The 24,946-nt window shown below is 62.6% G+C and carries 24 protein-coding genes, 5 tRNA genes and 1 pseudogene; 12 read left to right on the forward strand and 18 right to left on the reverse strand.

What is annotated here, in order from left to right; translation table 11 throughout:
- Positions 1-16: 16 nt before the first annotated feature.
- A complete protein-coding gene (locus D8767_RS21580; protein WP_024082527.1) occupies positions 17-310 on the reverse strand; it encodes a helix-turn-helix domain-containing protein in 294 nt (97 codons plus the stop codon).
- A gap of 104 nt (positions 311-414) precedes the next feature.
- Between D8767_RS21580 and D8767_RS21585 the strand changes: the two genes are divergently transcribed.
- Positions 415-1,056, forward strand: a complete 642-nt coding sequence (locus D8767_RS21585) for a LysR substrate-binding domain-containing protein (RefSeq protein WP_012614047.1) — start codon at positions 415-417, stop codon at positions 1,054-1,056.
- Between the two features lie 66 nt (positions 1,057-1,122).
- Here the strand turns inward: D8767_RS21585 and D8767_RS21590 are convergent, their stop codons facing one another.
- The 6 genes from D8767_RS21590 to D8767_RS21615 all read right to left on the reverse strand — a co-directional run bounded on the left by D8767_RS21590 (position 1,123) and on the right by D8767_RS21615 (position 3,856).
- Positions 1,123-3,066: an integrase arm-type DNA-binding domain-containing protein gene (locus D8767_RS21590; protein WP_012614046.1), complete on the reverse strand. Its 1,944-nt coding sequence runs from the start codon at positions 3,064-3,066 to the stop codon at positions 1,123-1,125.
- Between the two features lie 226 nt (positions 3,067-3,292).
- Positions 3,293-3,368, reverse strand: a tRNA-Gly gene (locus tag D8767_RS21595).
- Positions 3,369-3,453: 85 nt separating this feature from the next.
- A tRNA-Gly gene (locus D8767_RS21600) sits at positions 3,454-3,529 on the reverse strand.
- Positions 3,530-3,533: 4 nt separating this feature from the next.
- Positions 3,534-3,609: transfer RNA gene (locus tag D8767_RS21605), tRNA-Glu, on the reverse strand.
- Positions 3,610-3,700: 91 nt separating this feature from the next.
- Positions 3,701-3,776, reverse strand: a tRNA-Gly gene (locus D8767_RS21610).
- Between the two features lie 4 nt (positions 3,777-3,780).
- Positions 3,781-3,856 (reverse strand) — tRNA-Glu (locus D8767_RS21615).
- Positions 3,857-4,189: 333 nt separating this feature from the next.
- Here D8767_RS21615 and D8767_RS21620 point away from each other — a divergent pair.
- Positions 4,190-4,957: a hypothetical protein gene (locus tag D8767_RS21620; RefSeq protein WP_016715108.1), complete on the forward strand. Its 768-nt coding sequence runs from the start codon at positions 4,190-4,192 to the stop codon at positions 4,955-4,957.
- Between the two features lie 67 nt (positions 4,958-5,024).
- Here the strand turns inward: D8767_RS21620 and D8767_RS21625 are convergent, their stop codons facing one another.
- Positions 5,025-5,507 carry a GAF domain-containing protein gene (locus tag D8767_RS21625; RefSeq protein ID WP_016715107.1) on the reverse strand — a complete coding sequence of 161 codons (483 nt, stop codon included), beginning with the start codon at positions 5,505-5,507 and terminating at the stop codon, positions 5,025-5,027.
- Complete coding sequence (locus D8767_RS21630; RefSeq protein ID WP_016715106.1) at positions 5,507-6,394, reverse strand: ATP-binding protein; 888 nt, start codon at positions 6,392-6,394, stop codon at positions 5,507-5,509. The genes D8767_RS21625 and D8767_RS21630 overlap by 1 nt, the downstream gene beginning before the upstream one ends.
- Before the next feature lie 76 nt (positions 6,395-6,470).
- On the opposite strand from D8767_RS21630, the gene D8767_RS21635 reads away from it, so the two are divergent.
- Positions 6,471-8,828 carry a response regulator gene (locus D8767_RS21635; RefSeq protein ID WP_016715105.1) on the forward strand — a complete coding sequence of 786 codons (2,358 nt, stop codon included), beginning with the start codon at positions 6,471-6,473 and terminating at the stop codon, positions 8,826-8,828.
- Here D8767_RS21635 and D8767_RS21640 read toward each other — a convergent pair.
- Both D8767_RS21640 and msrB read right to left on the reverse strand, forming a co-directional pair.
- The gene (locus tag D8767_RS21640; RefSeq protein ID WP_016715104.1) at positions 8,818-9,306 is read right to left on the reverse strand and encodes a glutathione peroxidase; all 489 of its coding nucleotides are present in this window, start codon (positions 9,304-9,306) and stop codon (positions 8,818-8,820) included. The genes D8767_RS21635 and D8767_RS21640 overlap by 11 nt on opposite strands.
- A gap of 13 nt (positions 9,307-9,319) precedes the next feature.
- Entirely contained in the window at positions 9,320-9,715 is a 396-nt protein-coding gene (gene msrB, locus D8767_RS21645; protein ID WP_016715103.1) for a peptide-methionine (R)-S-oxide reductase MsrB, read from the reverse strand.
- 167 nt (positions 9,716-9,882) lie between these two features.
- Between msrB and D8767_RS21650 the strand changes: the two genes are divergently transcribed.
- Both D8767_RS21650 and htpX read left to right on the forward strand, forming a co-directional pair.
- Positions 9,883-11,094: a pyridoxal phosphate-dependent aminotransferase gene (locus tag D8767_RS21650; RefSeq protein ID WP_016715102.1), complete on the forward strand. Its 1,212-nt coding sequence runs from the start codon at positions 9,883-9,885 to the stop codon at positions 11,092-11,094.
- A 505-nt stretch (positions 11,095-11,599) separates the two neighbouring features.
- The gene (htpX, locus tag D8767_RS21655) at positions 11,600-12,487 is read left to right on the forward strand and encodes a protease HtpX (RefSeq protein WP_016715101.1); all 888 of its coding nucleotides are present in this window, start codon (positions 11,600-11,602) and stop codon (positions 12,485-12,487) included.
- 53 nt (positions 12,488-12,540) lie between these two features.
- On the opposite strand, the gene D8767_RS21660 is transcribed toward htpX, so the two are convergent.
- A complete protein-coding gene (locus D8767_RS21660) occupies positions 12,541-13,191 on the reverse strand; it encodes a thiopurine S-methyltransferase (RefSeq protein WP_016715100.1) in 651 nt (216 codons plus the stop codon).
- Positions 13,192-13,301: 110 nt separating this feature from the next.
- On the opposite strand from D8767_RS21660, the gene D8767_RS21665 reads away from it, so the two are divergent.
- The gene (locus D8767_RS21665; protein WP_122048406.1) at positions 13,302-14,069 is read left to right on the forward strand and encodes a class III extradiol ring-cleavage dioxygenase; all 768 of its coding nucleotides are present in this window, start codon (positions 13,302-13,304) and stop codon (positions 14,067-14,069) included.
- An 86-nt stretch (positions 14,070-14,155) separates the two neighbouring features.
- On the opposite strand, the pseudogene D8767_RS21670 reads toward D8767_RS21665, so the two are convergent.
- Together D8767_RS21670 and D8767_RS21675 are read right to left on the reverse strand one after the other, a co-directional pair.
- A pseudogene (locus D8767_RS21670) lies at positions 14,156-15,869 on the reverse strand (DEAD/DEAH box helicase).
- A 321-nt stretch (positions 15,870-16,190) separates the two neighbouring features.
- Positions 16,191-16,946, reverse strand: coding sequence for a spermidine synthase (locus tag D8767_RS21675; protein ID WP_016715097.1), 756 nt, complete (start codon positions 16,944-16,946; stop codon positions 16,191-16,193).
- Between the two features lie 116 nt (positions 16,947-17,062).
- Here D8767_RS21675 and D8767_RS21680 point away from each other — a divergent pair, with 116 nt between their 5' ends.
- Entirely contained in the window at positions 17,063-18,409 is a 1,347-nt protein-coding gene (locus D8767_RS21680) for a class II 3-deoxy-7-phosphoheptulonate synthase (RefSeq protein ID WP_016715096.1), read from the forward strand.
- A gap of 110 nt (positions 18,410-18,519) precedes the next feature.
- Here D8767_RS21680 and D8767_RS21685 read toward each other — a convergent pair whose 3' ends face one another.
- On the reverse strand, positions 18,520-18,738 hold the full coding sequence (locus D8767_RS21685; RefSeq protein ID WP_016715095.1) for a DUF1127 domain-containing protein: 219 nt from the start codon (positions 18,736-18,738) through the stop codon (positions 18,520-18,522).
- 97 nt (positions 18,739-18,835) lie between these two features.
- Between D8767_RS21685 and D8767_RS21690 the strand changes: the two genes are divergently transcribed.
- A complete protein-coding gene (locus D8767_RS21690) occupies positions 18,836-19,687 on the forward strand; it encodes a LysR substrate-binding domain-containing protein (RefSeq protein ID WP_025754764.1) in 852 nt (283 codons plus the stop codon).
- A gap of 27 nt (positions 19,688-19,714) precedes the next feature.
- Here D8767_RS21690 and D8767_RS21695 read toward each other — a convergent pair whose 3' ends face one another.
- Positions 19,715-20,464 (reverse strand): sulfite exporter TauE/SafE family protein, encoded by a 750-nt coding sequence (locus tag D8767_RS21695; RefSeq protein WP_025754763.1) that lies wholly within the window; start codon positions 20,462-20,464, stop codon positions 19,715-19,717.
- A 113-nt stretch (positions 20,465-20,577) separates the two neighbouring features.
- Between D8767_RS21695 and D8767_RS21700 the strand changes: the two genes are divergently transcribed.
- The 3 genes from D8767_RS21700 to D8767_RS21710 all read left to right on the forward strand — a co-directional run bounded on the left by D8767_RS21700 (position 20,578) and on the right by D8767_RS21710 (position 22,614).
- The gene (locus D8767_RS21700) at positions 20,578-21,531 is read left to right on the forward strand and encodes a LysR family transcriptional regulator (protein ID WP_016715093.1); all 954 of its coding nucleotides are present in this window, start codon (positions 20,578-20,580) and stop codon (positions 21,529-21,531) included.
- Between the two features lie 57 nt (positions 21,532-21,588).
- Positions 21,589-22,044 carry a MarR family winged helix-turn-helix transcriptional regulator gene (locus tag D8767_RS21705; protein WP_016715092.1) on the forward strand — a complete coding sequence of 152 codons (456 nt, stop codon included), beginning with the start codon at positions 21,589-21,591 and terminating at the stop codon, positions 22,042-22,044.
- A gap of 141 nt (positions 22,045-22,185) precedes the next feature.
- On the forward strand, positions 22,186-22,614 hold the full coding sequence (locus D8767_RS21710) for an organic hydroperoxide resistance protein (RefSeq protein ID WP_012271110.1): 429 nt from the start codon (positions 22,186-22,188) through the stop codon (positions 22,612-22,614).
- Positions 22,615-22,671: 57 nt separating this feature from the next.
- On the opposite strand, the gene efp is transcribed toward D8767_RS21710, so the two are convergent.
- Positions 22,672-23,241 (reverse strand): elongation factor P, encoded by a 570-nt coding sequence (gene efp, locus D8767_RS21715; RefSeq protein ID WP_012271109.1) that lies wholly within the window; start codon positions 23,239-23,241, stop codon positions 22,672-22,674.
- A 48-nt stretch (positions 23,242-23,289) separates the two neighbouring features.
- Complete coding sequence (earP, locus tag D8767_RS21720; RefSeq protein ID WP_016715091.1) at positions 23,290-24,417, reverse strand: elongation factor P maturation arginine rhamnosyltransferase EarP; 1,128 nt, start codon at positions 24,415-24,417, stop codon at positions 23,290-23,292.
- Between the two features lie 130 nt (positions 24,418-24,547).
- Here earP and D8767_RS21725 point away from each other — a divergent pair, with 130 nt between their 5' ends.
- Entirely contained in the window at positions 24,548-24,946 is a 399-nt protein-coding gene (locus D8767_RS21725) for a hypothetical protein (protein ID WP_016715090.1), read from the forward strand.

Raw genomic sequence — 24,946 nt, forward strand, 5'->3', positions numbered from 1 at the left:
TGCGCCACATCCGGCGTCACGCATCGCCCTGAAGGTAGAGGTTGCGCTCCGTGGCCGTCATCAGTTCGGCCGAGCTGATCTTGAGAGCCAGGGAAATTTTTAGAATGAGAGCGAGTGTCGGCATGTGCTCGCCGCGCTCAATCTTGCCCATGTGCGAGCGCGCGATCCCCGCCAAGCCCGCGAACTCATCCTGAGCAATCCCCTGAGCCAGGCGAGCGGCTCGCACCGCTTGCCCGAACGCCAACGCCGGTGCGGACTCATAGGTGGTTACTCCGGCGGGCCGTCCAGGCCGAATAGTGCGCTTCTGCATTCGCAGAAGCGTCATGGAATCACTGATCTTTAACCACGTTAAAGATATCTCTTGAGTATGATGTCGGCTGCTCTTTTCGATCCCGTTGCCTCTTGGGGGCATCCATGCACAACGCCATCAGACCGTCCCCGAATTTCACACTCGCCATAGCGCCAGGTGTGCCGTCTTCACGGCTGTCGGCGCTGCTTGCACTGCAGCGAGCGCACGAGCCGGGTGTCGCGATCGCCGTGCGTGAAGTTTCGGATCAAGAGCTGGTAACGGGCCTGCATGAGGGCCGCTACGACGCGGGGCTATCTCTTAGCAGTGCGGGGGATCACCTGACGAGTAGCCGGAGGCTGTGGTGCGAAAGCATGGCCGTCGCGATACCACCGCGGTTCCGTTTGGTTGATCAGGCGAAGCTCACCATCTCCGATCTTCAGGACTATCCAATCTATCGCTGGCAGGCGGAGGCTTGTCCCTTGCTGGACGAGAGGTTGGCCTCCCTGATGCCAGTGGACCAAGAGAACATCCTGCCTGCAACTTCATTCGAGATGATGGCGCTGTGGGTTTCAGCCGGCTACGGCATCGGCGTATGCGCGCAATCGCGCATCGAGCGTGCCCATCAATGGGGGGTAAGCATGCGACCGCTCGCCGATGGCCCCTATGAGATCGTGACGTACCTCCAACGGCCCCACGCGCAAGCAGATTCTGCTGCCAAGCGTTTCGAGCGCAGGGCGCTGCAGATCGCCGAGGCAGGCGCCCTGTAGCAGGCACTCCTATAGGCCGGAGCCGTCTCATCCCGGCCATAGGTTGCAGCATGGGACTAGACCGGACTAGACCCCTTCAAGCACCGCTGCGCTGTCCACCAGTCGGCGGACGCTCTGCCGCACGTCCTCGGGGATGGGCCGCGGGGCAACGGCCTCGGGCACATCCGCATGGTGCTGGTAGTCGCCCATGAGAACCCGGATGATTGCGGGCACGTTCGTTGGCGTGACCGCATCAATGGCCGCACGATCACCCAGGTCGGGGTGAGGCTGGGTCAGCATGCGGTACAGGTCCCACGAATCGGCGTGCGGGCATTGGTTCATGAGCACTTGGGCCAGCTTGTGCTTGAGCGGCACCAGTTGCCAGTCGGGAACCCGCTGCCCCCGGTTGCCCAGGCTGATCGACAGCAGCTTGCCCGCCTTCAGCTCGCGGTTGATCTGGTCCTTGGACTTCCCGGCCAGCTTGCCGAACAGCGGGACCGGCAGATTGTTCGGCGACTCGTAGATGGCCAGCATTTCCTCGCGCTCGCGCTGGATCGCGGAGACTTCCGGCTCCGGGGCATGCACCGGAGGCGGCGGCACCTGCGACAGCCGCTGGAACATGATTCCGCCGCTGTTGGGGGTCACGACGATAGGCGTGGCCACCACGGGCGGCACGCCGGGGACAACAGGCTCAGCAGTCGTGGAGACCGCGCCCACCACTTCCTCCACTTCCGCCATTGCCGGCACCCCGTCGATACGGATGGTCAGATGCGCGCTCGCGGCTTCGACTTCACCCTGTTCGAGCAGGTCAAGACGGTCTGCCCAGTCCTGCATCATGCGACGCCGAGGCTCCACGTACTTGGCGTGGTTGTAGGCCGAACTCACCTTGTTGGGGTCGGAGTGCGAAAGCTGAGCGTCCACCCAAATCTTCGGGTATCCGATCTCGTTGAGCGCGGTCGAGATGGTGCCGCGGATGCCGTGGCCGGTCAGGCGCCCCTCGTAGCCCATGAGCTGCACGGCCTTGTTGAGGGTGTTCTCGCTGATGCGCTTCTTGAGTTCGCTGCGATGCGACAGCAGGTACTTCTGCGCTGGACGCATCACGCCCAGGAGATAGCGCACGATCTCGATGGCCTGCAGGGACAGGGGCACGATGTAGGGCGGCACGTCCTGCGGCCGCTTGCCGGCCTTGCGCATTTCGTCCTGGAGTTGCTTGACGACCTGCGGCGGGATGATCCACAAGCCGCGGTCGAGGTCGAATTGCTCAGGCTCGGCCAGGCGCAACTCGCCCGTGCGCACCCCCGTCAGGAACAGCAGCCGGACGCCAAGCTGGGTCTGCCAGCCCCGGGGGTTGTAGCGCCGGAGCTTCTGAAGGAACTCGGGCAGCTCGGGCAGGTGCAGATAGGGGTTGTGGGCCACCGGGGGCTTGGGCTCGGCCACCACGTCCAGGTCCGCGGCCGGATTGACTTCCAGCCCTTCGGCGATGACCAGGGCATAGCGGAACATCTGGTTGAACCAGGTGCGGACCTTCTCGGCGGTGGTGAACGCCTTGCGTTTCTCGATCGCCGCCACGACGCCCACGAGCTGGGGCCGTCGAATGTCGTAGATCGACATCTTCCCCAGGGTAGGCAGCACGTCCTTGTTGAAGATGCGCAGGATCTGCGAAAGCGTGCTCTGACGGCCTTCCTTGAGTTCCTTGCGGCGATGCTCGACCCAAGCATCGAAGACGTTCTTGAAGGTGTATTCGCCCGCCAGCTTGGCCGCGTGCCGGCGCTGGTCGCGTTCGATTTGGGGATCAATGCCCTTGGCGAGCAGAACCTGAGCCTTGTCCCGCTCGGCGCGGGCCTCGCGCAGACTGAGGGCGGGATAGCCACCCAGGGACATGCGCTTTTGCTTGCCCAGCCAGTAGTATCGGAAGATCCACGACTTGCCGCCTGCGGCAGAGACCATCAGGCCCAGGCAGTCGTTATCGGAGAGGGTGTAGCGCTTGCCGGTGGTTCTTGCCTGCCGGACTGTCAGATCAGAGAGTGCCATTTCGAGGCTCCTAAGTTATGACTTAGGCCTAATGCTCGTCATGGTTCCCGCTCAGCCCCAGCAACTATCCGGTAGCCGTCCCAACCGTATTCTTGTGCCTCAATTGGTCACTCAAAAACGGTAGCTGTGGGTGGATTTCCGTGGCGCTCGCTGGAATGAAAAAAGGGGCCAAAGCCCCTCTTTTCAACGACTTACAGACGTCAGTAGAAGTCTGTAGATCACTATCTGGAGCGGGAAACGAGACTCGAACTCGCGACCCCGACCTTGGCAAGGTCGTGCTCTACCAACTGAGCTATTCCCGCAATTTGAAGCTTTACCACTAACGGCGTGAAGCGCCATGAAGACCTTCACCACCACTGCACCGCATAGACGCCACAGCATTTAAACTGGAGCGGGAAACGAGACTCGAACTCGCGACCCCGACCTTGGCAAGGTCGTGCTCTACCAACTGAGCTATTCCCGCAATTTGGCGTCCCCTAGGGGACTCGAACCCCTGTTACCGCCGTGAAAGGGCGGTGTCCTAGGCCACTAGACGAAGGGGACACACAGCACTTTTCAGTGCACCAGACTTGAACCTCACGATTCACCCTGGATTTTCTTTTCCTGCCCCGCTGTTAAGCGTTGCCGGAGAAACTGGAGCGGGAAACGAGACTCGAACTCGCGACCCCGACCTTGGCAAGGTCGTGCTCTACCAACTGAGCTATTCCCGCAATTTGGCGTCCCCTAGGGGACTCGAACCCCTGTTACCGCCGTGAAAGGGCGGTGTCCTAGGCCACTAGACGAAGGGGACACGCTGCTGGCATTACTGCCTGCTTTCACTCCCTGCCGCGTTTCGCTGTGTGCTTTACGCTGCAAGTGGCGCGCATTCTAGGGATGGTTCGAGGAGGCGTCAACCCCTTTGTAGAAATTTATTTAAATCAATGACTTCCGGTCAACGTAGACCCTGTTTCAGGCCGTGCTCCAAGGTTTGCCGTTGATTTTCTGGCGTCAAGCCAGCATTAATGTGCCAGCATCCAGTCATGGCACCGTTTGCCGATAGAAAAAGAGAATTCCTGTAAGGGCCTCTCGCGAGCGAGCTCGCTCCTACACTCAATAATGCAAACCTATTCATGAGGCTTTAAAGGTGACACCACTTCTGATCACCCTGCTCATCGTGGCGGGCATCGCGTTGCTGATCGTGATCGGCTACCTCAACAATGTGGTCGAGAACGGCAAGATCGAACGCGTCCGGACCAGGATCGAGCTGGCCGACCGCCTGCGCCGCTGTGGCGAAATCACCGAGACCTTCCCCGGGCAGTTCATGACCCCGGCCCTCAAATTGCTGCTGACCCGCCTGGAGCTGAACCTCAACCAGCGCCAGCTGGCGGTGGACAAGCACAATCCCGAGCTGAAGGCGCGCATCGCCGAGCTGGAGGGGTTGATTGCCCTGGGCGACAAGATACCGGTGAACAACCCGCCCAACCCGATCCACACCGAGGTCAAGGCCAAGGACGTGCGCTTCTTGCTGGAGGCGATGCACAACCAGGTAACCCGCGCCGCCCAGGAAGGCTTCTTGCCCGCACCCGAGGCCAAGCACTGGGTCAAGGAAATCCGCCATATCCTCGTGCTGTTGCATATCGAGTTCTTCAACAACCTTGGCCAGCAGGCCCTGCAAAAGAACCAGCCGGGCCAGGCGCGCCTGGCGTTCGAGCGCGGCGTGCAATACCTGCGCAAGCAGCCGGAGCCGAAGGTGTATGAAGAGCAGTTGACGTACCTGGAGAAGCTGCTGGCCCGGGCCAACGCCCAGGTGCTGGACCGCATGGCACCGGCGGACGATGAGCACAACGCACTGACAGACGGGCTCAAGACCGATGAGGAAGAGACCTGGAAGAAGAAGGTGATATACGACTGATGCGTTAACCTGTGCCGGCCTCTTCGCAGGTAACCCCGCGAAGAGGCCGGCACAGGCAAAGCAACAATCAGCAGTCAGTCAGCTCAAGAAAGATCGCCGCCAACCGCTCCAGCCCCGCCTGATCCGCTTCACTGAACCGCCCAACCTTCGGGCTGTCCAGGTCCAGCACCCCGATCAACCTGCCTTCCTTCACCAACGGGATCACCAGTTCGCTGTTGGACGCGCTGTCACAGGCAATGTGCCCGGGGAACGCATGCACATCCTCCACGCGCTGGGTTTTCCGGGTGGCCGCCGCCGCCCCGCACACGCCCTTGCTGAACGGAATGCGCACGCACGCCACCTGGCCCTGGAACGGGCCCAGCACCAGCTCTTCGTTGCGGTTGAGGTAGAACCCCGCCCAGTTCAGGTCGTCCACCTGGTTATACAGAAACGCCGAAAACTGCGCGGCATTGGCGATGAAGTCACGCTCGTCGGCAAACAGCGCCTGCACTTGCGCCGCCAGCAGGTTGTAGCCGTCGAGGCCTGCGCCACTGGCATTGAGGTCGATCATTACTTTTGCTCCAGCAATTGCAGCCCGACCCAGTAGCGGGCGAACTGATAGGCACATCGGCCATTACGGTTACCGCGGCCGGTGGCCCAGCGCACGGCGAGGATGTCGAGTTCTTCGGTACGCTGCCAGGCCAGGCCCGCAGAGCGTGCCAGCTGGCCGATCCAGTGCTCGACCACATTCAGGAAGTGGTCTTGGGTAAACGGGTAGAACGACAGCCATAGGCCAAAGCGGTCAGACAGGGCTATCTTGTCTTCCACGGCTTCGCTGGGGTGCAGCTCGCCATCCACGCGCTTCCAGTTCTCGTTGTCGCTCTCTTTCTCCGGCACCAGGTGTCGACGGTTGGAGGTGGCGTACAGCAGCACGTTGTCCGGGGCCTGTTCCAGCGAGCCGTCAAGCACGCTTTTAAGCACCCGGTAGTCGCCCTCCCCCGCTTCGAACGACAGGTCGTCGCAGAACAGGATGAAGCGTTGCGGCAGCTTCTGCAGCTGCTCGACCACCCGTGGCAGGTCGGCCAGGTGGTCGCGTTCGATTTCGATCAGGCGCAGGCCGGCGCCGGCATGTTCGGCCAGCAAGGCACGCACCAGCGACGACTTGCCGGTACCACGCGAGCCCCACAGCAATGCGTGGTTGGCCGGCAGACCATTGATGAACTGGTGGGTGTTGCGGCCCAGCTGGTCGCGCTGTTTGTCGACACCGATCAGGTCGGTCAGGCGGATGTCCAGGCTGACGTCCAGCGGCAGCAGGTAGCCGCTGCGGCCATCGCGCTGCCAGCGGGCGGCCAGGGTGACGCCCCAGTCAATATCCGGGCGTTGTGCCGGCAGCAAGGGTTCGAGGCGCGCCAGTACCGATTCGGCGCGGTCCAGGAAAGCAATCAAGCGAGCGTCCATGACGACTCCTAACAAGACAGGTGAGATTTCCAGCTGAATGTGTGACAGGCCCGCCAGCTGCCGGGGCTATTCGGCTATGCTTGCGCAGCGCAAGGGACGTGAAACCGGCTCGGGACTCATGGATATCAAGTTCACCAATCGCCTGTCATACAAGCAAGCCCGGTTGACAGTCCTGGTCGGCTTCATCCTGGGAACATTGCTCAGTCTCATCCAGATCGGCATCGATTATGCCAGCGAAGACGCGTCCATCAACCGCGAAGTGCGCGCGTTGCTGCAAATCAGCCATAACCCGGCCTCGCGCATCGCCTACAACATCGACGCGGAACTGGCGCTGGAGCTGACCCGTGGCCTGCTGCAGTCGCCCGCCGTCGTCCGCGCGCGGCTGATCGACAACAACGAAACGGTACTGGCCGACGTCGAGCGGCCCAGGCTGGAGGACCGCTACCGGCCACTGAGCGACTTTCTGTTCGGCGAACAACGCCAGTTCAAGGAACGCCTGTACCTCACCCACATGCCCGACGAATACCTCGGCACCCTGTACCTGGACGTCGACACCTACGCCTTCGGCAGCCGCTTCCTCGACCGCGCCGGCATCACCCTGTTCAACGGCTTTGCCCGCAGCCTGGTGCTGACCGGCATCCTGCTGGCGTTGTTCTACATGATGCTGACCAAGCCACTGGTGACAGTGATCGGCGCACTCAGCGGCAGCGACCCGCGCAAACCCCGGCAAACCCGCCTTGAATGCCCACACGGGCACGAACACGACGAAATCGGCGTGCTGGTGAAGGTCGCCAACCAGCAGTTCGTCAGCATGGCCACCGAGATCGAACAACGGCGCACCGCGGAAAACCGCCTGACCCAGTACCTGAACGAGCTGGAAGACATCGTCTCGGCACGCACCAACGAGCTGAAAGCCAGCAACAGCAGCCTGAGCCTGTCCAACCAGGAGCTGGAACAGGCCCGCAGCCGCGCGCTGGACATGGCCCAGGCGCGCGCCGCCTTCCTGGCCAACATGAGCCACGAAATCCGCACCCCGCTCAATGGCATGCTCGGCATGATCGCCCTGGCGCTGGACAACCCGTTGCCCAGCGAGCAACGCCAGCAACTGGCGATTGCCCACGACTCGGGCAAGGTGCTGGTGGAACTGCTGAACGATATCCTCGACCTGTCCAAGTTCGATGCCGGCCAGCTGGAACTGGAGCGCATTGCGTTCGACATGGGCTCGATGGTGGAAGACACCGCCAACCTGCTGTCGCAGAACACCGCGCAAAGTGTGGAGCTGACCTGCCTGATCGCCCGCGACTTCCCCAGCAGCGTGCTTGGCGACCCCACGCGGGTACGGCAGATCGTCAGCAACCTGCTGTCCAACGCGCTCAAGTTCACCCGCTTCGGCCGTGTCGACATACGCCTGGTGACGATCGTCGGCGGCGTGCGCCTGGAGGTACGTGATACCGGCATTGGCATCCCCGAAGAAGCCCAGGCGCGGATCTTCCAGCCGTTCACCCAGGCCGGTGCCGGCATCACCCGCCAGTACGGTGGCACCGGCCTGGGCCTGGCGCTGACACGCAACCTGTGCAAGGCCATGCAAGGCCACCTGCACATTCGCTCCGAGCCGGGCTTCGGCAGCTGCTTCACGGCCGAGCTGCCACTGCCGGTGCACACCGAAGCCATCCCGCCGACACCGCTACATGGCCGCGTGGCCGCGCTAAGCGCGGCCGGTAGCGGGCTTAATGAATTGCTGCAGAACCTGCTGCCCGCCTGGGGCCTGGCCTACCAGCGCCATGACAGCAGCGCCACGCTGGACACCAAAGCGATCGACCTGCTGATCACCGACGACGTGGACCACCTGTTCGAACTGCGCCCGGCACTGAAAACGCCGATTCTGCTAGTAACCGCCTACGGCAACTTCCTGCCCAACGAGCAGTCGCTGGCCTTGGCACCCTTGCATCAACTGGCCCGGCCATTGGCACGTAATGCCCTGTACCAGACGCTGCGCCGCACCTTGCAAGGCCATGAGCCCGAGCACCCACTGGCCACCCCGGCCATTAGCCTGGAGCAAGGGCGAGCGCGGATTTTGCTGGTAGAAGACAACCCGGTGAACCAGCTCGTGGCCAAAGGCATGCTGGCCAAGCTCGGCTGCCAGGTGCAGCTGGCCACCCAGGGCGCCGAGGCCCTGGAGTTGCTGGAGCAGAATGAATTCGACCTGGTACTGATGGACTGCAACATGCCGGTCATGGACGGCTATGAAGCCAGCCGGCGCATTCGCCAGAGCGGTCGCTGGCCACACCTGCCTATCATTGCGCTCACCGCCAACGCCATGCCTGAAGAGCGCGAACGCTGCCGGGCGGCGGGCATGAGCGACTACCTGGCCAAGCCGTTCCGCCGCGAAGAGCTACTGGCCCTGGTCGACCACTGGGTGCCCTTCAACGGCTGAGCAAACGCTCGATGTCCGCTTCCAGGGCCTGCGGCTTGGTGGTGGGCGCGTAACGCGTGACCTGGCCGCTGGCCGGGTCGACCAGAAACTTGGTGAAATTCCACTTGATCTTCTGGCTACCCAGAATGCCCGGGGCGCGTTGTTTGAGCTCGACGAACAGCGCGTGAGCGCCCGGGCCGTTGACCTCGATCTTGCGAAACAGCGGAAAGCTTACGCCGAAGTTGCGCTCGCAAAACTGCGCAATTTCCCGTGCATCGCCTGGTTCCTGCTTGCCGAACTGGTTGCAGGGAAAGCCCAGCACCACCAGGCCACGCGCGCGGTAGGCTTGCCACAGTTGCTCAAGGCCTTTGTACTGCGGGGTAAAGCCGCACTGGCTGGCGGTATTGACCACCAGCAGCGCCTTGCCCGGGAAGTCGCCAAGCTTCTTGTGCTCGCCGCCCAGGGTTACGCAGGGGATGTCCAGCATCGATCCAGCCATGGTCGGGCTCCGGTCAGTCGCGTGGGCGCAAGTCGATGCACACCGAGTTGATGCAGTAGCGCAGGCCGGTCGGTGGCGGGCCGTCGGGGAACACATGGCCCAGGTGCGCGTCGCAGCGGGCACAGGTAACTTCGGTGCGGATCATGCCGTGGGATGTGTCACGGATCTCGATCATCGCGCTGTCCTCGATCGGCGCGTAAAAGCTTGGCCAACCGCAGCCGGAATCGAACTTGGTCTGCGCATCGAACAACGCCAGGCCGCAGCAGATGCAATGATAGATGCCATCGCGGCGCTCGCTGTTGTACTTGCCGCTGAACGGCCGCTCGGTGCCCTTGAGGCGGCATACCTGGTACTGCTCGGGGTCAAGCATCGAGCGCCATTCATCCAGGGTTTTTTCGATCTTTTTCATGCAGGAACCTCGGCAGGCTGAATTTCACCCCGCACCGTCTTTTCCGGGGCGCGGGTGGCACGTATATTAGTTGGCTTCGTGTGCCAGGCGTTCAGTCTGGCACCCGCTTCCTGCCGTTTCAAACCTTTCGGCGTGGGTGGCGTGTTTTCTCATATCGGGATCCCATCATGCAGTTCAGCAAATCGAACAAGCTCGCCAATGTCTGCTACGACATTCGCGGCCCAGTGCTCAAGCACGCCAAACGCCTGGAAGAGGAAGGCCACCGCATCCTCAAGCTGAACATCGGCAACCCAGCGCCGTTTGGCTTCGAGGCGCCCGATGAAATCCTTCAGGATGTCATCCGCAACCTACCCACCGCGCAAGGCTACAGCGACTCCAAGGGCCTGTTCAGCGCGCGCAAGGCGGTGATGCAGTACTGCCAGCAAAAGGAAATCGAAGGCGTCACCATCGAGGACATCTACCTCGGTAACGGGGTGTCCGAGCTGATTGTCATGTCGATGCAGGCGCTGCTGAACAACGGCGACGAAGTGCTGATCCCGGCCCCCGACTACCCGCTGTGGACCGCCGCCGTAAGCCTGGCCGGCGGCAAGCCGGTGCACTACCTGTGCGACGAGCAGGCCGACTGGTTCCCCGACCTTGAAGACATCAAGGCCAAGATCACCCCGAACACCAAGGCCCTGGTGATCATCAACCCGAACAACCCGACCGGCGCGGTGTACTCCAAAGCGCTGCTGCAGGGCATGCTGGAGCTGGCCCGCCAGCACAACCTGGTGGTGTTCTCCGACGAGATCTACGACAAGATCCTGTACGACGAAGCCGTGCACATCAGCACCGCCTCGCTGGCCCCAGACCTGCTGTGCCTGACCTTCAACGGCCTGTCCAAGTCGTACCGGGTGGCGGGCTTCCGCTCCGGCTGGCTGATCATCTCCGGGCCCAAGCACCACGCACAAAGCTACATCGAAGGCATCGACATGCTGGCCAACATGCGCCTGTGCGCCAACGTGCCGGCCCAGCATGCCATCCAGACCGCGCTGGGCGGTTACCAGAGCATCAACGACCTGGTGCTGCCGCCAGGCCGTTTGCTGGAGCAGCGCAACCGCACCTATGAACTGCTCAACGACATCCCGGGCGTGAGCTGCGTGAAGCCGATGGGTGCGCTGTATGCGTTCCCGCGTATCGACCCGAAAGTGTGCCCGATTCTCAACGACGAGAAGTTCGCGCTTGATCTGCTGCTGTCGGAAAAGCTGCTGATCGTGCAGGGTACGGCGTTCAACTGGCCGTGGCCGGACCACTTCCGCGTGGTGACCTTGCCGCGCGTGGATGACCTGGAAGCGGCGATTGGGCGGATCGGCAATTTCCTGAAGGGTTATTCGCAGTAGGGTTCGACGGTTTTTTTGCGGTGGCGCGGAGATCAAGCGCCGCCCGCGCGGCGCTTCGCGGGGCAAGCCCGCTCCCACATTTGTTGCAACGTGCCGAACCTGTCGGCCATGGTTGTCGGCCTTGGTGGGCTGGCTGGATTTCTGTGTTGGCGCTGCTGCCGCCCTCTTGTCTCAAGCCTTGCACCAAGGCTGACAACGGCTCTTTCACAGGCATGGCCACGTTGCAACAAATGTGGGAGCGGGCTTGCCCCGCGAAGCGCCGCGCGGGCGGCGCTCGATCTCATAGGCGCTGAAACTGTTGTGGCGAACATCTGACGCCCCCAAAAGCCCCATTGCAGGAATGCTTCTTACATCCTGCAACGCTCTATCCCACAGCCCCCGCGCCATCCTCTGCCATACTCTGCCGTACACAGTTTGAAATAGTCGCCCGATTGAATCGGCGCGGCAGGCCCCTTATATACCCCGCAGTAAGCGACAATTCATCCGTCAGGAGAACGTAACAACCATGATGCGCATTCTGTTGTTTGTGGCCACCAACCTCGCGGTGGTGCTGGTTGCAAGCATTACCCTGAGCCTGTTCGGTTTCAACGGGTTCATGGCCGCCAACGGGGTCGACCTGAACCTCAGCAGCCTGCTGGTGTTCTGCGCCGTGTTCGGCTTTGCCGGCTCCTTGGTCTCGCTGTTCATCTCCAAGTGGATGGCGAAGATGAGCACCGGCACCCAGATCATCAGCCAGCCGCGCACCCGCCACGAGCAGTGGCTGCTGCAAACGGTCGAAGAGCTGTCCCGTGAAGCGGGCATCAAAATGCCCGAGGTGGGTATTTTCCCGGCGTACGAGGCCAACGCCTTCGCCACCGGCTGGAACCGCAACGACGCGCTGGTGGCCGTGTCCCAGGGCCTGCTGGAGCGTTTCTCGCCCGATGAAGTGCGTGCGGTGTTGGCCCACGAAATCGGCCACGTGGCCAACGGCGACATGGTCACCCTGGCGCTGGTGCAGGGCGTGGTGAACACCTTCGTGATGTTCTTCGCACGCATCATCGGCAACTTCGTCGACAAGGTCATTTTCAAGAACGAAGAAGGCCAAGGCATTGCCTACTACGTGGCAACCATCGTTGCCGAGCTGATCCTGGGCATCCTGGCCAGCATGATCGTGATGTGGTTCTCGCGCCGCCGCGAATACCGCGCCGACGAGGCCGGTGCGCAGCTGGCCGGTACCGCAGCGATGATCGGCGCCCTGCAGCGCCTGCGCGTGGAGCAAGGCCTGCCGGTGCACATGCCTGACACCATGAAGGCCTTCGGCATCAACGGCGGCCTGAAGCACGGCCTGGCCGGGCTGCTGATGAGCCACCCGCCGCTGGAAGACCGTATCGAGGCCCTGCGCCGTCGCGGTTGATCCACTTGGCAATGCAAAAAGGGCGACTTCGGTCGCCCTTTTTCATGCGTGCGTCACCGGCGGACCCGATACACCCGCTCCAACAGGCTGGAAGCCCCGGCCTGCGAAAACTTCGGGCTTTCCTGAATAAGCTCTACAACTTCCAGCTCATCCACCTGCCACCCGACCAACCCCTGCCGCACCTCTTCATCCCCCACCGAAAACGGCGGCCCATCCAGCAGCGCCTGGTCATAATTCAGCGTCACCAACAGCCCCTGACACCTCACCGGCAACAACGCCGACAACGCCTCCATGTACTTCGCACGCATCTGCAGCGGCAGCGCAATCAGCGCCGCCCGATCATAAAGCCCCACGCAGTCGCCAATGTCCTGCGCGCGCAACGCGAAGAAATCGCCACACCACAGTTCGACGTTACCCTGGCGCCATACCTCGAATGCGCCTTGCTGACGCACCTCGGCTTCAAGCCCATGCTCACGGAAGAAGCCCTCCACCGCCCGCCGCGACAGTTCCACGCCTAACACGCAATACCCCTGCCCCGCCAGCCAGGCCAGGTCCAGGCTTTTGCCGCACAGCGGCACCAGCACGCGGCTGCCTGGCGCCAGGCCCAGTGCTGGCCAGTGCGCTTGCAGGTACGGATTGACCTGCCCCTGGTGAAAACCGATCTGGTTGTCGGCCCACCGTTTGTGCCAGAACGCTGGCTCCATGGTTGCTCCTTGTTTATCGAGTAAACCGATAGAAAACGCGTATAACTTGCGATGGATATCGATCAGTTTCTGATCGAAGATGAGTGCATCTTAACCCTCAGGACCTCGCCATGCTGCCCAGCCTGTTCATCTCCCATGGTTCCCCCATGCTCGCCCTGCACCCGGGTGCCAGCGGGCCGGCCCTGGCCGGGCTGGCCAACAGCCTGCCAAGGCCGAAGGCCATCGTGGTGGTGTCGGCGCACTGGGAAAGCCCTGAACTGCTGGTGACCAGCAGCGCGCAACCCGAAACCTGGCATGACTTCTACGGCTTCCCGCCGGCGTTGTACGCCGTGCAGTACCCCGCGCCGGGCGAGCCTGCGCTGGCTGCCAAGGTAAGCGAACGACTCACGAATGCCGGCCTGCCGGCCCGGCTGTATGCGCAACGGCCGTTCGACCACGGCGCCTGGGTGCCGCTGTCGCTGATGTACCCGGATGCGAGCATTCCGGTGGTGCAGGTAGCGCTGCCCAGCCGCATGGGGCCGGTGCTGCAATTGAAAGTGGGCCAGGCGCTGGCGGGGCTGCGCCGTGAAGGTATTCTGCTGATTGGCTCGGGCAGTATTACCCATAACCTGGGCGAGCTGGACTGGCACGCCGGGCCGGATGTGATCGAGCCCTGGGCACTGGCGTTCAGGGACTGGGTGGTGGCGCGGTTGCAGGCGGATGACCAGGCGGCGCTGCTGGATTACCGGCAGCAAGCGCCGTATGCGGTGCGCAACCATCCCAGTGATGAGCATTTGCTGCCGCTGTTCTTTGCCCTTGGGGCTGGGGACAGGTTTGGGGTGGTGCACCAAGGGTTTACCTTGGGGGCTTTGGGGATGGACATTTATCGGTTCGACTGACGATAGCCAGGAGCGCTTAGCGCCCCAAAATCCCACAGGCAAAAAAATCCCCAGCCAAGGCCGGGGATTTTTTCATTGCGCCAGGATCAATCCTCGCGGTAGCGACGCAGCTTCAGCTGCTTACCAGCCACGCGGGTGTCCTTGAGCTTGGACAGCAGCTTCTCCAGGCCATCTTCCGGCAGCTCGACCAGGCTGAAGCTGTCGCGCACCTGGATGCGACCGATGGCGTCACGGGCCAGGCCACCTTCGTTGAGGATCGCACCCAGCAGGTTCTTGGCAGCGATGCCGTCACGGGCACCCAAGGCAGTACGGCAACGCACACGGCCTTCGGCCAGCGGCATTGGCGCACGGCGCTCACGGTCGCCACGGTCTGGGCGCTCGCCACGCTCACCACGCTCGGTACGCTCGCCACGCGGGGCAAAGCTAGGCACCAGCGGCTGCTCACGCTCTACCGCCGCCAGGTCCAGCGCCTGGCCATTGGTGGCCTTGCGCAGCAGGGCCGAAGCCAGGGCACGGGCACTGCAACCCAGGTCGGTGGTCAGGCGGTCGAACAGGTCGCCGTGGGTGGCTTCGGCTTCGGCTACCAGCGGCGCCAGGCTCGAAGTCAGCTTCTTGATGCGGGCATCCAGCACGGCCTGGGCATTCGGCAGGCGGGCTTCGGCTACCTTCTGACCGGTAACACGTTCGATCACCTGCAGCATGCGGCGCTCACGCGGGGTGACCAGCAGCAGCGCACGGCCATCGCGACCAGCACGGCCGGTACGGCCGATACGGTGTACGTAGGACTCCGGGTCGTACGGCATGTCAACGTTGAATACGTGAGTGATGCGCGGTACGTCCAAACCACGTGCAGCGACGTCGGTGGCGACGACGATGTCCAGGCGGCCATCCTTGAGCGAGTCGATCACGCGCTCACGCTGGTTCTGGGCGATGTCGCCGTTCAGCGCGGCAGCCTTGTAGCCTTTGGCTTCCAGCGCGGCGGCCAGGTCCAGGGTGGCTTGCTTGGTGCGCACGAAGGCGATCAGCGCGTCGAACTCTTCCACTTCCAGCAGACGCAGCACAGCCGGGATCTTCTGGTCGGCGTGGACCATCAGGTGAGCCTGCTCGATCGCGGTAACGGTCTGGGTCTTGCTCTGGATCTTGACGTGCTTGGGCTCACGCAGGTGGCGCTCGGCGATCGAACGGATCGACGAAGGCAGGGTTGCGGAGAACAGCACGGTCTGACGGGTAGCCGGGATTGCGTCGAAGATCACTTCGAGGTCGTCCATGAAGCCCAGCTTCAGCATCTCGTCGGCTTCGTCCAGTACCAGGTACTGCACGGTCGACAGGACTTTTTCGTCACGACGCAGGTGGTCGCACAGGCGGCCCGGGGTGGCCACCACGATTTGCGCGCCGTTGCGGATTGCACGCAGCTGTGGGCCCATCGGGGCACCACCGTACACGGCAACCACGTTCACGCCTGGCATCTGCTTGGCGTAAGTTTCGAAAGCGGTAGCAACTTGCAGCGCCAACTCACGGGTTGGCGCCAGGATCAGGGCTTGCGGTTCGCGCTTGCTCACATCGATCTTGTTGAGGATCGGCAGGGCGAAGGCAGCGGTCTTGCCGGTGCCCGTCTGCGCCTGGCCGATCATGTCGTGACCGGCGAGGATGATCGGGATCGATTGTTGCTGAATGGCGGACGGCTCTTCGTAGCCGGTCGCCAGAACGGCAGCAACAATATTCGGATTAAGATCGAGAGCGGCGAAGCCGCCGGTTTCCTGGGTCATGGGTCTGCCTCTAGGTGCATCCGCAAAGACCCATGCTCCAAAGCTGCACATGCCTTGAAAGACCGTCAGGTCACCCAGGCAGCTTTGGCGGCGGGGATTTGCGAAAACGATTGAAAAAGAAAACGTGGGAAGGTCCGCCTAGCGGACGTGCAGCCGAAGCTGGACTCGGAGGATTTGCACCACCTGATTTTGAGGTCCGCTAAAAGACCGGCGCGTACTATACCCGAAATCGTGCGGGGACGTGAGGAATATTTTCGCGGTGAAAGGCCATTGTCGGGCCATCAATTGCATCAAGCTGAATCGATAATTCTTTCAAGGCTGACGCGGCCGCTCCTACACTGACCGTGCCAGGCATTCAGGTAGCCGGCCGAATCTCGCGGATCAACCCCTCAAGGCTATACCCCAACCGCGGTGCCAGCGCTTCGGCACGCGCCCGCAAGCCTTCCAGGTCCAGCGATTGTTCCAGATCAGCCGGCACCAGCAAGATCACATTGCCTTCCTTCACCGGCAGCTCCCAGTAATGCCGGTGGTACAACCCACGCAGCAACGCCGCACCCAGCGGCTTGCCGTCATCGGTGGCCCACTGGTTGATCACCAGCCAACCGCCCGGGTTCAACTGCTGCTGGCAGTTCTCCAGGAAGTTCCACGCCAGGTGCCCCACGCCCGGCCCGTGGTCGGTGTACAGGTCGACGAACAGCAGGTCGGCCTTCTCCGCCGTGGGCAGCAACTCCAGGGCATCGCCGATACGCACATACAGCCGAGGGTCGTCATCCAGCCCCAGGTACTCCATGGCCAGGCGTGGCACGTCCGGGCGCAGTTCGATGGCTTCGATATCTTCCAGCGGCAGGAACTTCATGCAGGCCTGGGTCAGCGTGCCGGCCCCCAGGCCAAGAAAAAGCGCACTCTCGGGCTGCTCGTGGCACAGCGCCCCCACCAGCATGGCGCGTGTGTAGTCGTACTCCAGCCAACTCGGGTCGGCCGTGAACACACAGCTTTGCTCGATGGCATCGCCGAATTCCAGAAAGCGGTAGTCGTCTACTTCGTACACGCTGATGACGCCAAACGCGTCCTCTACCCGTGCCAGTAGCCGCTCTTCCCGTTCCGCCGTCATGCTTACCACCCGCCCGCGCAAAAACGCGCATTGTCCGTCAACACCCTCGATGCAACAAGCGCAGCGCCAACTGTTACCATGGCCCATAGCCTACAACCGACAAGACCGAGCCCGAGATGAACCAACCGTGGAGCCCTGACAGCTGGCGCGCCCTGCCGATCCAGCAGCAACCGACCTACCCCGACGCCGCGCACTTGCTGAAGGTTGAACAAACCCTGGCCAGCTACCCGCCGCTGGTGTTCGCGGGCGAGGCCCGCGAGCTGCGCCGCCAGTTTGCCGAGGTGACCGAAGGGCGCGCCTTCTTGCTGCAGGGGGGCGACTGCGCCGAGAGCTTCGCCGAGTTCTCGGCGGCGAAAATCCGCGACACCTTCAAGGTGCTGCTGCAAATGGCAATCGTGATGACCTTTGCCGCCGGCTGCCCGGTGGTCAAGGTAGGCCGCATGGCCGGCCAGTTTGCCAAGCCACGCTCCTCGGGCGATGAAACCATCGGCGACATCACCCTGCCCGCCTACCGTGGCGACATCGTCAACGGCATCGGTTTCGATGCCAAGAGCCGCATCCCCGACCCGGATCGCCTGCTGCAGGCCTACCACCAGGCCACCGCCAGCCTCAACCTGCTGCGCGCCTTTGCCCAGGGCGGCTTTGCCGACCTGCACCAGGTACACAAGTGGAACCTGGACTTCATTGCCAACTCGGCGCTGGCCGACAAGTACCACCAGCTGGCCAACCGCATTGACGAAACCCTGGCGTTCATGCGCGCCTGTGGCCTGGACAGCGCGCCGCAACTGCGTGAAACCAGCTTCTTCACTGCCCACGAAGCACTGCTGCTGAACTATGAAGAAGCCTTCGTGCGCCAGGACAGCCTGACCGGCGACTACTACGACTGCTCGGCGCACATGCTGTGGATCGGCGACCGCACCCGCCAACTGGACGGTGCCCATGTGGAGTTCCTGCGTGGGGTGCACAACCCGATCGGGGTCAAGGTCGGCCCCAGCATGAACCCTGAAGAGCTGATACGCCTGATCGACACGCTCAACCCGGCCAATGACCCCGGGCGCCTGAACCTGATCGTGCGCATGGGGGCGAGCAAGGTTGGCGACCACCTGCCGGGGCTGATCCGCACCGTCGAACGCGAGGGGCGAAAGGTGCTGTGGAGCTCGGACCCGATGCACGGCAATACCATCAAGGCCAGCACCGGCTACAAGACCCGCGACTTTGCGCAGATCCTGGATGAAGTGAAGCAGTTCTTCCAGGTACACCAGGCCGAGGGCAGCCATGCTGGCGGCATCCATATCGAGATGACCGGGCAGAACGTCACCGAATGCATCGGCGGCGCCCGGCCGATCACTGAAGATGCGTTGTCTGACCGCTATCACACCCATTGCGACCCAAGGATGAATGCCGATCAGTCGCTGGAGCTGGCATTTTTGATTGCCGAGACGTTGAAGCAAGTACGGCGGTGAGGCTGGGGCGCATGCCTTGGGGTTTGTGCCGCCTGTGAGATCGAGCGCCGCGCGGGCGGCGCTCGATCTCACAGGCGCTGAAAAGCTAAAGACAAGCCCCCAGACCAAACTCACTTTCTCAACGGATCATCCCAGAAAGGCCGCTCGGCCTCTTGCTGGATATCCGCCCGGCTCAGCCCCAGGTCCTGCAAGGTAGCATCGCTGAGGGCGGCCAGTTCTCGCCGCTGGCGGTACAACTCCAGCCAGCGCACCGGCCGCTGCAGGGCCGCATGCCACAGATGGTTCAGGGAGAAAGCAGGTTGCTGGATGCTGCTGACATGACCTTTCATCGTGAAGCCCTCCGTATTGGATGGCCTCAGTCTCGCGCCGGGCTTAAGATCAATCCAACGAATGTTTCTGATGCCATGCATCTCGGAGATTGATGCAATGTCCCAGTACCAGAGCCTCGATGCGGACGTGCTGCGCACCTTCGTCGCCATCGCCGAGCAAGGCGGTTTCACGCGCGCTGGCGAAGTGGTCAACCGCACCCAGTCGGCGGTGAGCATGCAGATGAAACGCCTGGAAGAAGACATTCTGCAGCGCCAGCTGTTCGAGCGTGACGGCCGCCAGGTCAGGCTCACCGCTGAAGGCCAGGTGTTGCTGGGCTATGCCCGGCGCATCCTCAAGCTGCATGGCGAGGTGTTCAATACCTTGCGCATGCCGCACATGGTCGGGCTGGTGCGTATCGGCACGCCAGACGACTACGCCATGCGCTTTTTGCCGACCATTCTGTCGAGCTTTGCCCAGGCCTACCCTCTGGTACAGGTAGAAGTGCATTGCGACTCGTCCAAACAGCTGATGCTGCGCCAGGACCTGGACCTGACCATCGTCACGCGCGAGCCGGGCAACGAGGTTGGCCAGTTGTTGCGCCAGGAACGCCTGGTGTGGGCCGCCGCCGAAGGCTTTTGCCCGCAAGAGCAGCGGCCGATGCCTGTGGCGCTGTTCAATACCGACTGCTTCTGCCGAGCCTGGACGTGCAATGCACTGGAAGCACAGGGCATCGACTACCGCATTGCCTATACCAGCCCCAGCCTGGCGGCGATCTTTGCCATTGTCACGGCAGGCTTGGCGGTGACGGCGCAATTGCAGAGTCTGATTGGCGGAAACATCCGCATCCTGGGCGAACAGGACGGGCTGCCGCAGTTGCCCATGGCCAATGTGATGCTGTTGCGCAACACCCAGACCCAGTCACCCATCACCGACTGCATGGCCGATTACATCGTTGAAGGGTTCAAGTAATTTGGGCCGTTTTGCGGCCCCACAATCTCAAAGTTCAAACCCGAGCATCACCGCACACACCACCAAAAACACACAGAACATCGCCCGCAATACCTTCTCGGGCAGCGCATGGGCCAATTTCACCCCCCAGCTGATGCTGAGCAAACCGCCCACCGCCAGTGGAAGCCCCACGCCCCAGTCAACGCTATGGTGCACGCCATACGTAACCAACGTCACCAAGGTGCTCGGCGCCGCCAACGCCAGCGACAACCCCTGCGCCACCACCTGGGTGGTGCCAAACACACTGGTCAGGATTGGCGTAGCCACCACAGCCCCACCCACCCCGAACAACCCGCCCATGGTGCCGGCAAAACTGCCCAGCACGCCCAGCCACGGCCAGGCATAGCGCAGTTCGGCACTCGGCGGTGACACTTTCATGAACATCCGGGCCACGTTCCACACCGCCAGCGCTACCAGAAAGCCGACAAAACCCAGGCGCATGGAATGCGCATCCAGCCCCACGGCCCAGATCGACCCCAGCCAGGCAAACAGGAAGCTGCACGCCGACAGCGGCACGGCATGGCGCAGTTCGATGCGGTTGCGCTGGTGGTACCGCCACAGCGCCAGCAACACGTTCGGCACCACCATCACCAGCGCCGTACCCTGCGCCAGTTGCTGGTCCAGGCCGAACAGCACGCCCAGCGCCGGAATCGCGATCAGCCCGCCACCAATGCCGAACAGCCCCCCCATGGTGCCCAGGGCAGCGCCCAGCACGATATACAACAACCACTCGATCATCAGGGCCTCGTCCGCCTATACAGATATTGCGAGCATGCTAACGATTGCGGGCTGGCAGGGAAACGCACAGCAGCGCACAATGGCTGTGCGCATTTCGCAAAAGCAAGGCAACCATGAGCCCCGATGCCCTCACCGACCAACTGAGCCTGTTCCTCGATGTGCTGGAGACCGGCAGTTTTTCGGCCGCCGCCCGCCGCCATCCGCTGACCCCGTCTGCCGTGGCCCGGCGCATCGACAACCTGGAAACCGCCGTGGGCAGCCGCCTGTTCACCCGCAGCACCCACGCCGTGCGTGCCACCCCTGCGGGCAATGCGTTTGCCGACCGGGCCAGGCGCATCATCGAGGAACTGCGCCTGGCCCGGGCCGAGGCGGTATCGCTGAGCAACGCCCCAGAAGGGCTGATCCGCATCGATGCCCCCGCCGCGTTCGGCCGCCGCCACTTGGCCCCGGCCATCGCCGACTTCCTGGTGGCCTACCCTGGCCTGGACGTGCAGTTGCGCCTGATCGACAGCTTCGTCGACCTGCATGGCAGCCACCTGGGCGAGGTCGACTTGGTACTGCGCGCCGGCCCCCTGGCCGACACCCGCCTGGTCGCTACGCCGCTGGCCTACATGGTACGCATCGCGTGCGCCAGCCCGGCTTATCTGGCCAACCGAGGCATCCCTACCTGCCCCAGCGAACTGCCCGGGCACGACGGCCTGGACTGGGACGGCCTGGCACCGCCGTTCGCCTGGCGCTTCAACGTAGCCGGGCAAACCCGCCTGTATCGCCCCGCGCGCATGCGCATGGCCGCCAACAATGCCGAAACCCTGCTGTTCGGCGCCCTCGCCGGCTTGGGTGTTGCCCACCTGCCCACCTGGCTGATCAGCGAGTACCTTGTGCGCGGCGAACTGGTCCCGTTGTTTTGCGATGGCGGCCTGCCCGAAGCCGAAACCAGCGGTATTTACGCGCTACGCCTGGAACACAAAACGAACTCTCGCAGCCGTTTGCTGCTCGAATTCCTCAAGAGCCGCTTCAGCCCGGTTCCACCCTGGGACCTGGCCTTGCGCAGTGAACTGCACGAGTAATGCGCGCACTAATGATCAGCGAGCCAGAATTCCCCATTATTGCCTTCAAGGACCTGCATGAACGCCGACACCCAAGCCTCCTGTGACGAGCTGCTGCTGGACAACCAGGTCTGCTTTGCCCTGCACTCCACCTCGTTGCTGATGACCAAGGTCTACAAACCGCTGCTGCAAGCCTTGGGCCTGACCTACCCACAGTACCTGGCCATGCTCGTGCTGTGGGAGCGCGACGGCCTGACCGTGGGCGAGATCAGCCAGCACCTGCTCACCGACCCGGGCTCGCTGACCCCGCTGCTAAAGCGCCTTGAAAGCGAAGGCCTGTTGCAACGCAATCGCAGCCGCGAAGACGAACGGGTAGTAATGGTGCAACTGACCGACAAGGGCCGCGCCTTGCAGCAGCAGGCCAAAGAGGTGCCTCAGTGCATCCTCAAGGCCAGTGGGTACAGCCTGGCGCAGCTGCAACAACTGCAGGCCGACCTGCTGAACCTGCGCGAGAACCTGCAGAAAAACCTCTGAAAGCTATGCTGTGCAATGGCCGTTCGGATGAGCGGTGACGATTTATCTTGCGCGCTAACTAATTGCGCGCTAAATTAAATCCCACACCAACCCGCGCCCTCCCCCGAACAGGAAGCGCACAGCACATTAGCGAGGCTCAAGATGCAAAAGGTCACTCCGCTGTACATCGCAGAAGCTACCTCCACCGGTGGGCGCGACGGCAAATCCAAGTCCAGCGACGGCAAGCTGGTCGTCAGCCTGAGCACCCCCAAGGAACTGGGCGGCGCCGGCGGTGACGGCACCAACCCAGAGCAGATGTTCGCCGCCGGTTACTCGGCCTGCTTCATCGGCGCCCTCAAATTTGTAGCCGGGCAAGAGAAAAAAGCCCTGCCGGCCGATGCCTCGATCACCGCCAAGGTGGGCATCGGCCAGATCCCGGGCGGTTTCGGCCTGGACATCGACCTGCACATCAACCTGCCGGGCCTGGCCCAGGCCGATGCCGAAGGGCTGGTGGAAAAAGCGCACAAGGTGTGCCCGTACTCCAACGCTACCCGCGGCAATGTGGATGTACGCCTGCACGTGACCGTGTAAATCACAGGCACAAAAAAACCCGGCCGAGGCCGGGTTTTTTGCGTTTCACAAGAAGAATTACTTCTTGGAGCGGCCTTTGAAGCTGTTGTCGCGAGTGTCGATGTCGATCCACTCGTCGATCTGGATGAAGTCGGCAACCTGGATCTCGGTACCGTTCTTCAGTTTGGCAGGCTTCATGACCTTGCCCGAGGTGTCGCCGCGAGCAGCGTTCTCGGTGTAGACAACCTGACGGCTGATGGTGGTCGGCAGTTCAACCGATACCAGGCGGCCTTCGAAGAACACGGCTTCGCAGATGTCTTCCATGCCTTCTTCGATGTACGGCAGAACGGCGTCGATGTCTTCGGCGTTCAGTTCGTACATGGTGTAGTCGGTGGTGTCCATGAAGGTGTACGAGTCACCGCTGATGAACGACAGGGTCGCTTCTTTGCGATCCAGGATCACGTCGTCCAGCTTGTCGTCCGCACCGTATACGGTTTCGGTCTTGTAGCCGGTCAGCAGGTTCTTCAGCTTGGTCTTCATGATCGCGCTGTTACGGCCCGACTTGGTGAACTCAGCTTTTTGAACCAGCCACGGGTCGTTGTCGATCCGCAGGACGGTACCGGGTTTCAGTTCTTTACCAGTTTTCATTACGAAGTATCCGAATCTGGATGGATTTATAAAAATCGAGGCCGCGTATCATAGCGAATTTCGGCAAAAGTGTACTAGCGCTGTGGCAAGGTCCGGCTGAGCGGCCTGTTGCCCAGCCCAAAGGCGGGCATGCTGCTGCAGTTCTGGCCAATGCTGACGGGCCGCCCGCCAGGCCTGGCCCATGTCGAAATCCATGTTCCAGGCACGCCATAGGCCCAGCAGGGCGGCATCGGCTGCTTCTGACAGGCCGCGTCGATAATGCCCGAGAAACGCTTCGAGCTTTTCCCAGTGGGCATTCTCGTCCTGTACGTAGATGTGCCACAGCATCGGTTGCCCGGCCCACTGCGCACGCACGAACGAGTCTTCGCCGCGCACCGCGTTGAAATCACAGCTCCACAGCAGCCGGTCGTAGTCGTCCTGGCTGACGAAAGGCAGCACCTGCACCGTCAGTGCCCCTCGTTTGCGCAGGCTGCCCACGGGTAACGTCGGCTCGCCAAGCCACTGGCTGAGCCCCGCGACAACGCGCCCCTGCGGCACCAGCAGGTGACAAGGCTGCTCGCTTGTGGCCAGGGCATCGAGCCAATTGCCCAGCTGCGGGTTTTCGTAGGCGAACAGCGAAACCAGCAACGCCCCCGCTTCGGGGTTTACGCCAAGCCCCTGCAAGAAGGCCTGCCTTGCCCCCTGCTGAAACGCGTCACGCCGCGCCAGCAGCGAGCCTTCGCGCAGCAGGCCACCGGTCTTCTCGGTAAAGCCGGGGAAGAAAAACACCTTGCGCAGGCCGTTAGGCTGCGGCGACGGCAAGCCATGGCAGCCTTCCACCCAGTCCTCGGCACTGAGGTATTCCAGGTTCAGCCACAGCGGCGGCGTGGCGCAGGCACGCATGGCCTCCACATAAGGCGACGGCAACTGGCAGGCGAATGCACCGATCACCACATCAGCCGGTTCCACCGGCAACCAGGCCGCCGGCCATTGGCGCACTTCCACACCCTGCTGCCACTGTTGCGTAGCAGTGGCATCGGCGCCGGGGCACATGGGCGTGAAAGCGTTCAGGTCATCCACCCACAGGCGCACCGCCAGGCCGTGCTCAGCCACCAGCTGCCGGGCCAGGCGCCAGGTCACGCCAATATCGCCGTAGTTGTCGACGACACTGCAGAAGATGTCCCAGGTGGCTTTCATGCGCCCCTCCCGTACCGGTGCAAAAACCACGAATTCTGCGCATAAATTGTCGCCGACAAAAGCACCTGCGCGGAAAAATGCCCAAGTGCATGCGACAATGCACCCCGACCGACCTTGCCAGGAGGCTGCCATGCCCCGCCAGCGTGAACTGAAAATCACCCTCAAGCCGTTGCCGTTGATCCTGTGCGTTGCCTTTGGCCTTTGGCTGGGCGCGGTGGCCATCGTGGCGAGCGCCTGGCTGGCCCTGTTGGTGTGGCCGCAGCAAGTGCAGCCGTTGGCCCAGGCCCTGCCCCCTAGCGTCTACCCGCCAGCACCGGCGCCGGCAGCAGCCCCGACAGCGGATGCCCAGGCCGAGATGTTCGACCGCTACAAGGACATCCTGCACAAGCAGGAACAGCAACAGGCCGCCGAAGCTGCCCAAGGCAACCCGCGCAACCTCAACAGCCCCAAGTGCCAGTTCTGGCTGCAGCAGAACCGCACCGCCCCTACCGACAAAAGCCAGGCCAATGTGCTGGAGTTCTGTTACTGA

The sequence above is a fragment of the Pseudomonas sp. LTGT-11-2Z genome (genome assembly GCF_003691445.1).
GTDB classification, from domain to species: Bacteria; Pseudomonadota; Gammaproteobacteria; order Pseudomonadales; family Pseudomonadaceae; genus Aquipseudomonas; species Aquipseudomonas monteilii.

Excerpts from the sequence above, each read along its gene's own strand:
- D8767_RS21580 (WP_024082527.1), bottom strand. The coding sequence starts at position 310 with ATGCAGAAGCGCACTATTCGGCCTGGACGGCCCGCCGGAGTAACCACC.
- D8767_RS21585 (WP_012614047.1), top strand. The coding sequence starts at position 415 with ATGCACAACGCCATCAGACCGTCCCCGAATTTCACACTCGCCATAGCG.
- D8767_RS21590 (WP_012614046.1), bottom strand. The coding sequence starts at position 3,066 with ATGGCACTCTCTGATCTGACAGTCCGGCAGGCAAGAACCACCGGCAAG.
- D8767_RS21625 (WP_016715107.1), bottom strand. The coding sequence starts at position 5,507 with ATGATCGACCTCAATGCCAGTGGCGCAGGCCTCGACGGCTACAACCTG.
- D8767_RS21630 (WP_016715106.1), bottom strand. The coding sequence starts at position 6,394 with ATGGACGCTCGCTTGATTGCTTTCCTGGACCGCGCCGAATCGGTACTG.
- D8767_RS21635 (WP_016715105.1), top strand. The coding sequence starts at position 6,471 with ATGCTTGCGCAGCGCAAGGGACGTGAAACCGGCTCGGGACTCATGGAT.
- D8767_RS21640 (WP_016715104.1), bottom strand. The coding sequence starts at position 9,306 with ATGGCTGGATCGATGCTGGACATCCCCTGCGTAACCCTGGGCGGCGAG.
- msrB (WP_016715103.1), bottom strand. The coding sequence starts at position 9,715 with ATGAAAAAGATCGAAAAAACCCTGGATGAATGGCGCTCGATGCTTGAC.
- D8767_RS21650 (WP_016715102.1), top strand. The coding sequence starts at position 9,883 with ATGCAGTTCAGCAAATCGAACAAGCTCGCCAATGTCTGCTACGACATT.
- htpX (WP_016715101.1), top strand. The coding sequence starts at position 11,600 with ATGATGCGCATTCTGTTGTTTGTGGCCACCAACCTCGCGGTGGTGCTG.
- D8767_RS21660 (WP_016715100.1), bottom strand. The coding sequence starts at position 13,191 with ATGGAGCCAGCGTTCTGGCACAAACGGTGGGCCGACAACCAGATCGGT.
- D8767_RS21665 (WP_122048406.1), top strand. The coding sequence starts at position 13,302 with ATGCTGCCCAGCCTGTTCATCTCCCATGGTTCCCCCATGCTCGCCCTG.
- D8767_RS21675 (WP_016715097.1), bottom strand. The coding sequence starts at position 16,946 with ATGACGGCGGAACGGGAAGAGCGGCTACTGGCACGGGTAGAGGACGCG.
- D8767_RS21680 (WP_016715096.1), top strand. The coding sequence starts at position 17,063 with ATGAACCAACCGTGGAGCCCTGACAGCTGGCGCGCCCTGCCGATCCAG.
- D8767_RS21685 (WP_016715095.1), bottom strand. The coding sequence starts at position 18,738 with ATGAAAGGTCATGTCAGCAGCATCCAGCAACCTGCTTTCTCCCTGAAC.
- D8767_RS21690 (WP_025754764.1), top strand. The coding sequence starts at position 18,836 with ATGTCCCAGTACCAGAGCCTCGATGCGGACGTGCTGCGCACCTTCGTC.
- D8767_RS21695 (WP_025754763.1), bottom strand. The coding sequence starts at position 20,464 with ATGATCGAGTGGTTGTTGTATATCGTGCTGGGCGCTGCCCTGGGCACC.
- D8767_RS21700 (WP_016715093.1), top strand. The coding sequence starts at position 20,578 with ATGAGCCCCGATGCCCTCACCGACCAACTGAGCCTGTTCCTCGATGTG.
- D8767_RS21705 (WP_016715092.1), top strand. The coding sequence starts at position 21,589 with ATGAACGCCGACACCCAAGCCTCCTGTGACGAGCTGCTGCTGGACAAC.
- D8767_RS21710 (WP_012271110.1), top strand. The coding sequence starts at position 22,186 with ATGCAAAAGGTCACTCCGCTGTACATCGCAGAAGCTACCTCCACCGGT.
- efp (WP_012271109.1), bottom strand. The coding sequence starts at position 23,241 with ATGAAAACTGGTAAAGAACTGAAACCCGGTACCGTCCTGCGGATCGAC.
- earP (WP_016715091.1), bottom strand. The coding sequence starts at position 24,417 with ATGAAAGCCACCTGGGACATCTTCTGCAGTGTCGTCGACAACTACGGC.
- D8767_RS21725 (WP_016715090.1), top strand. The coding sequence starts at position 24,548 with ATGCCCCGCCAGCGTGAACTGAAAATCACCCTCAAGCCGTTGCCGTTG.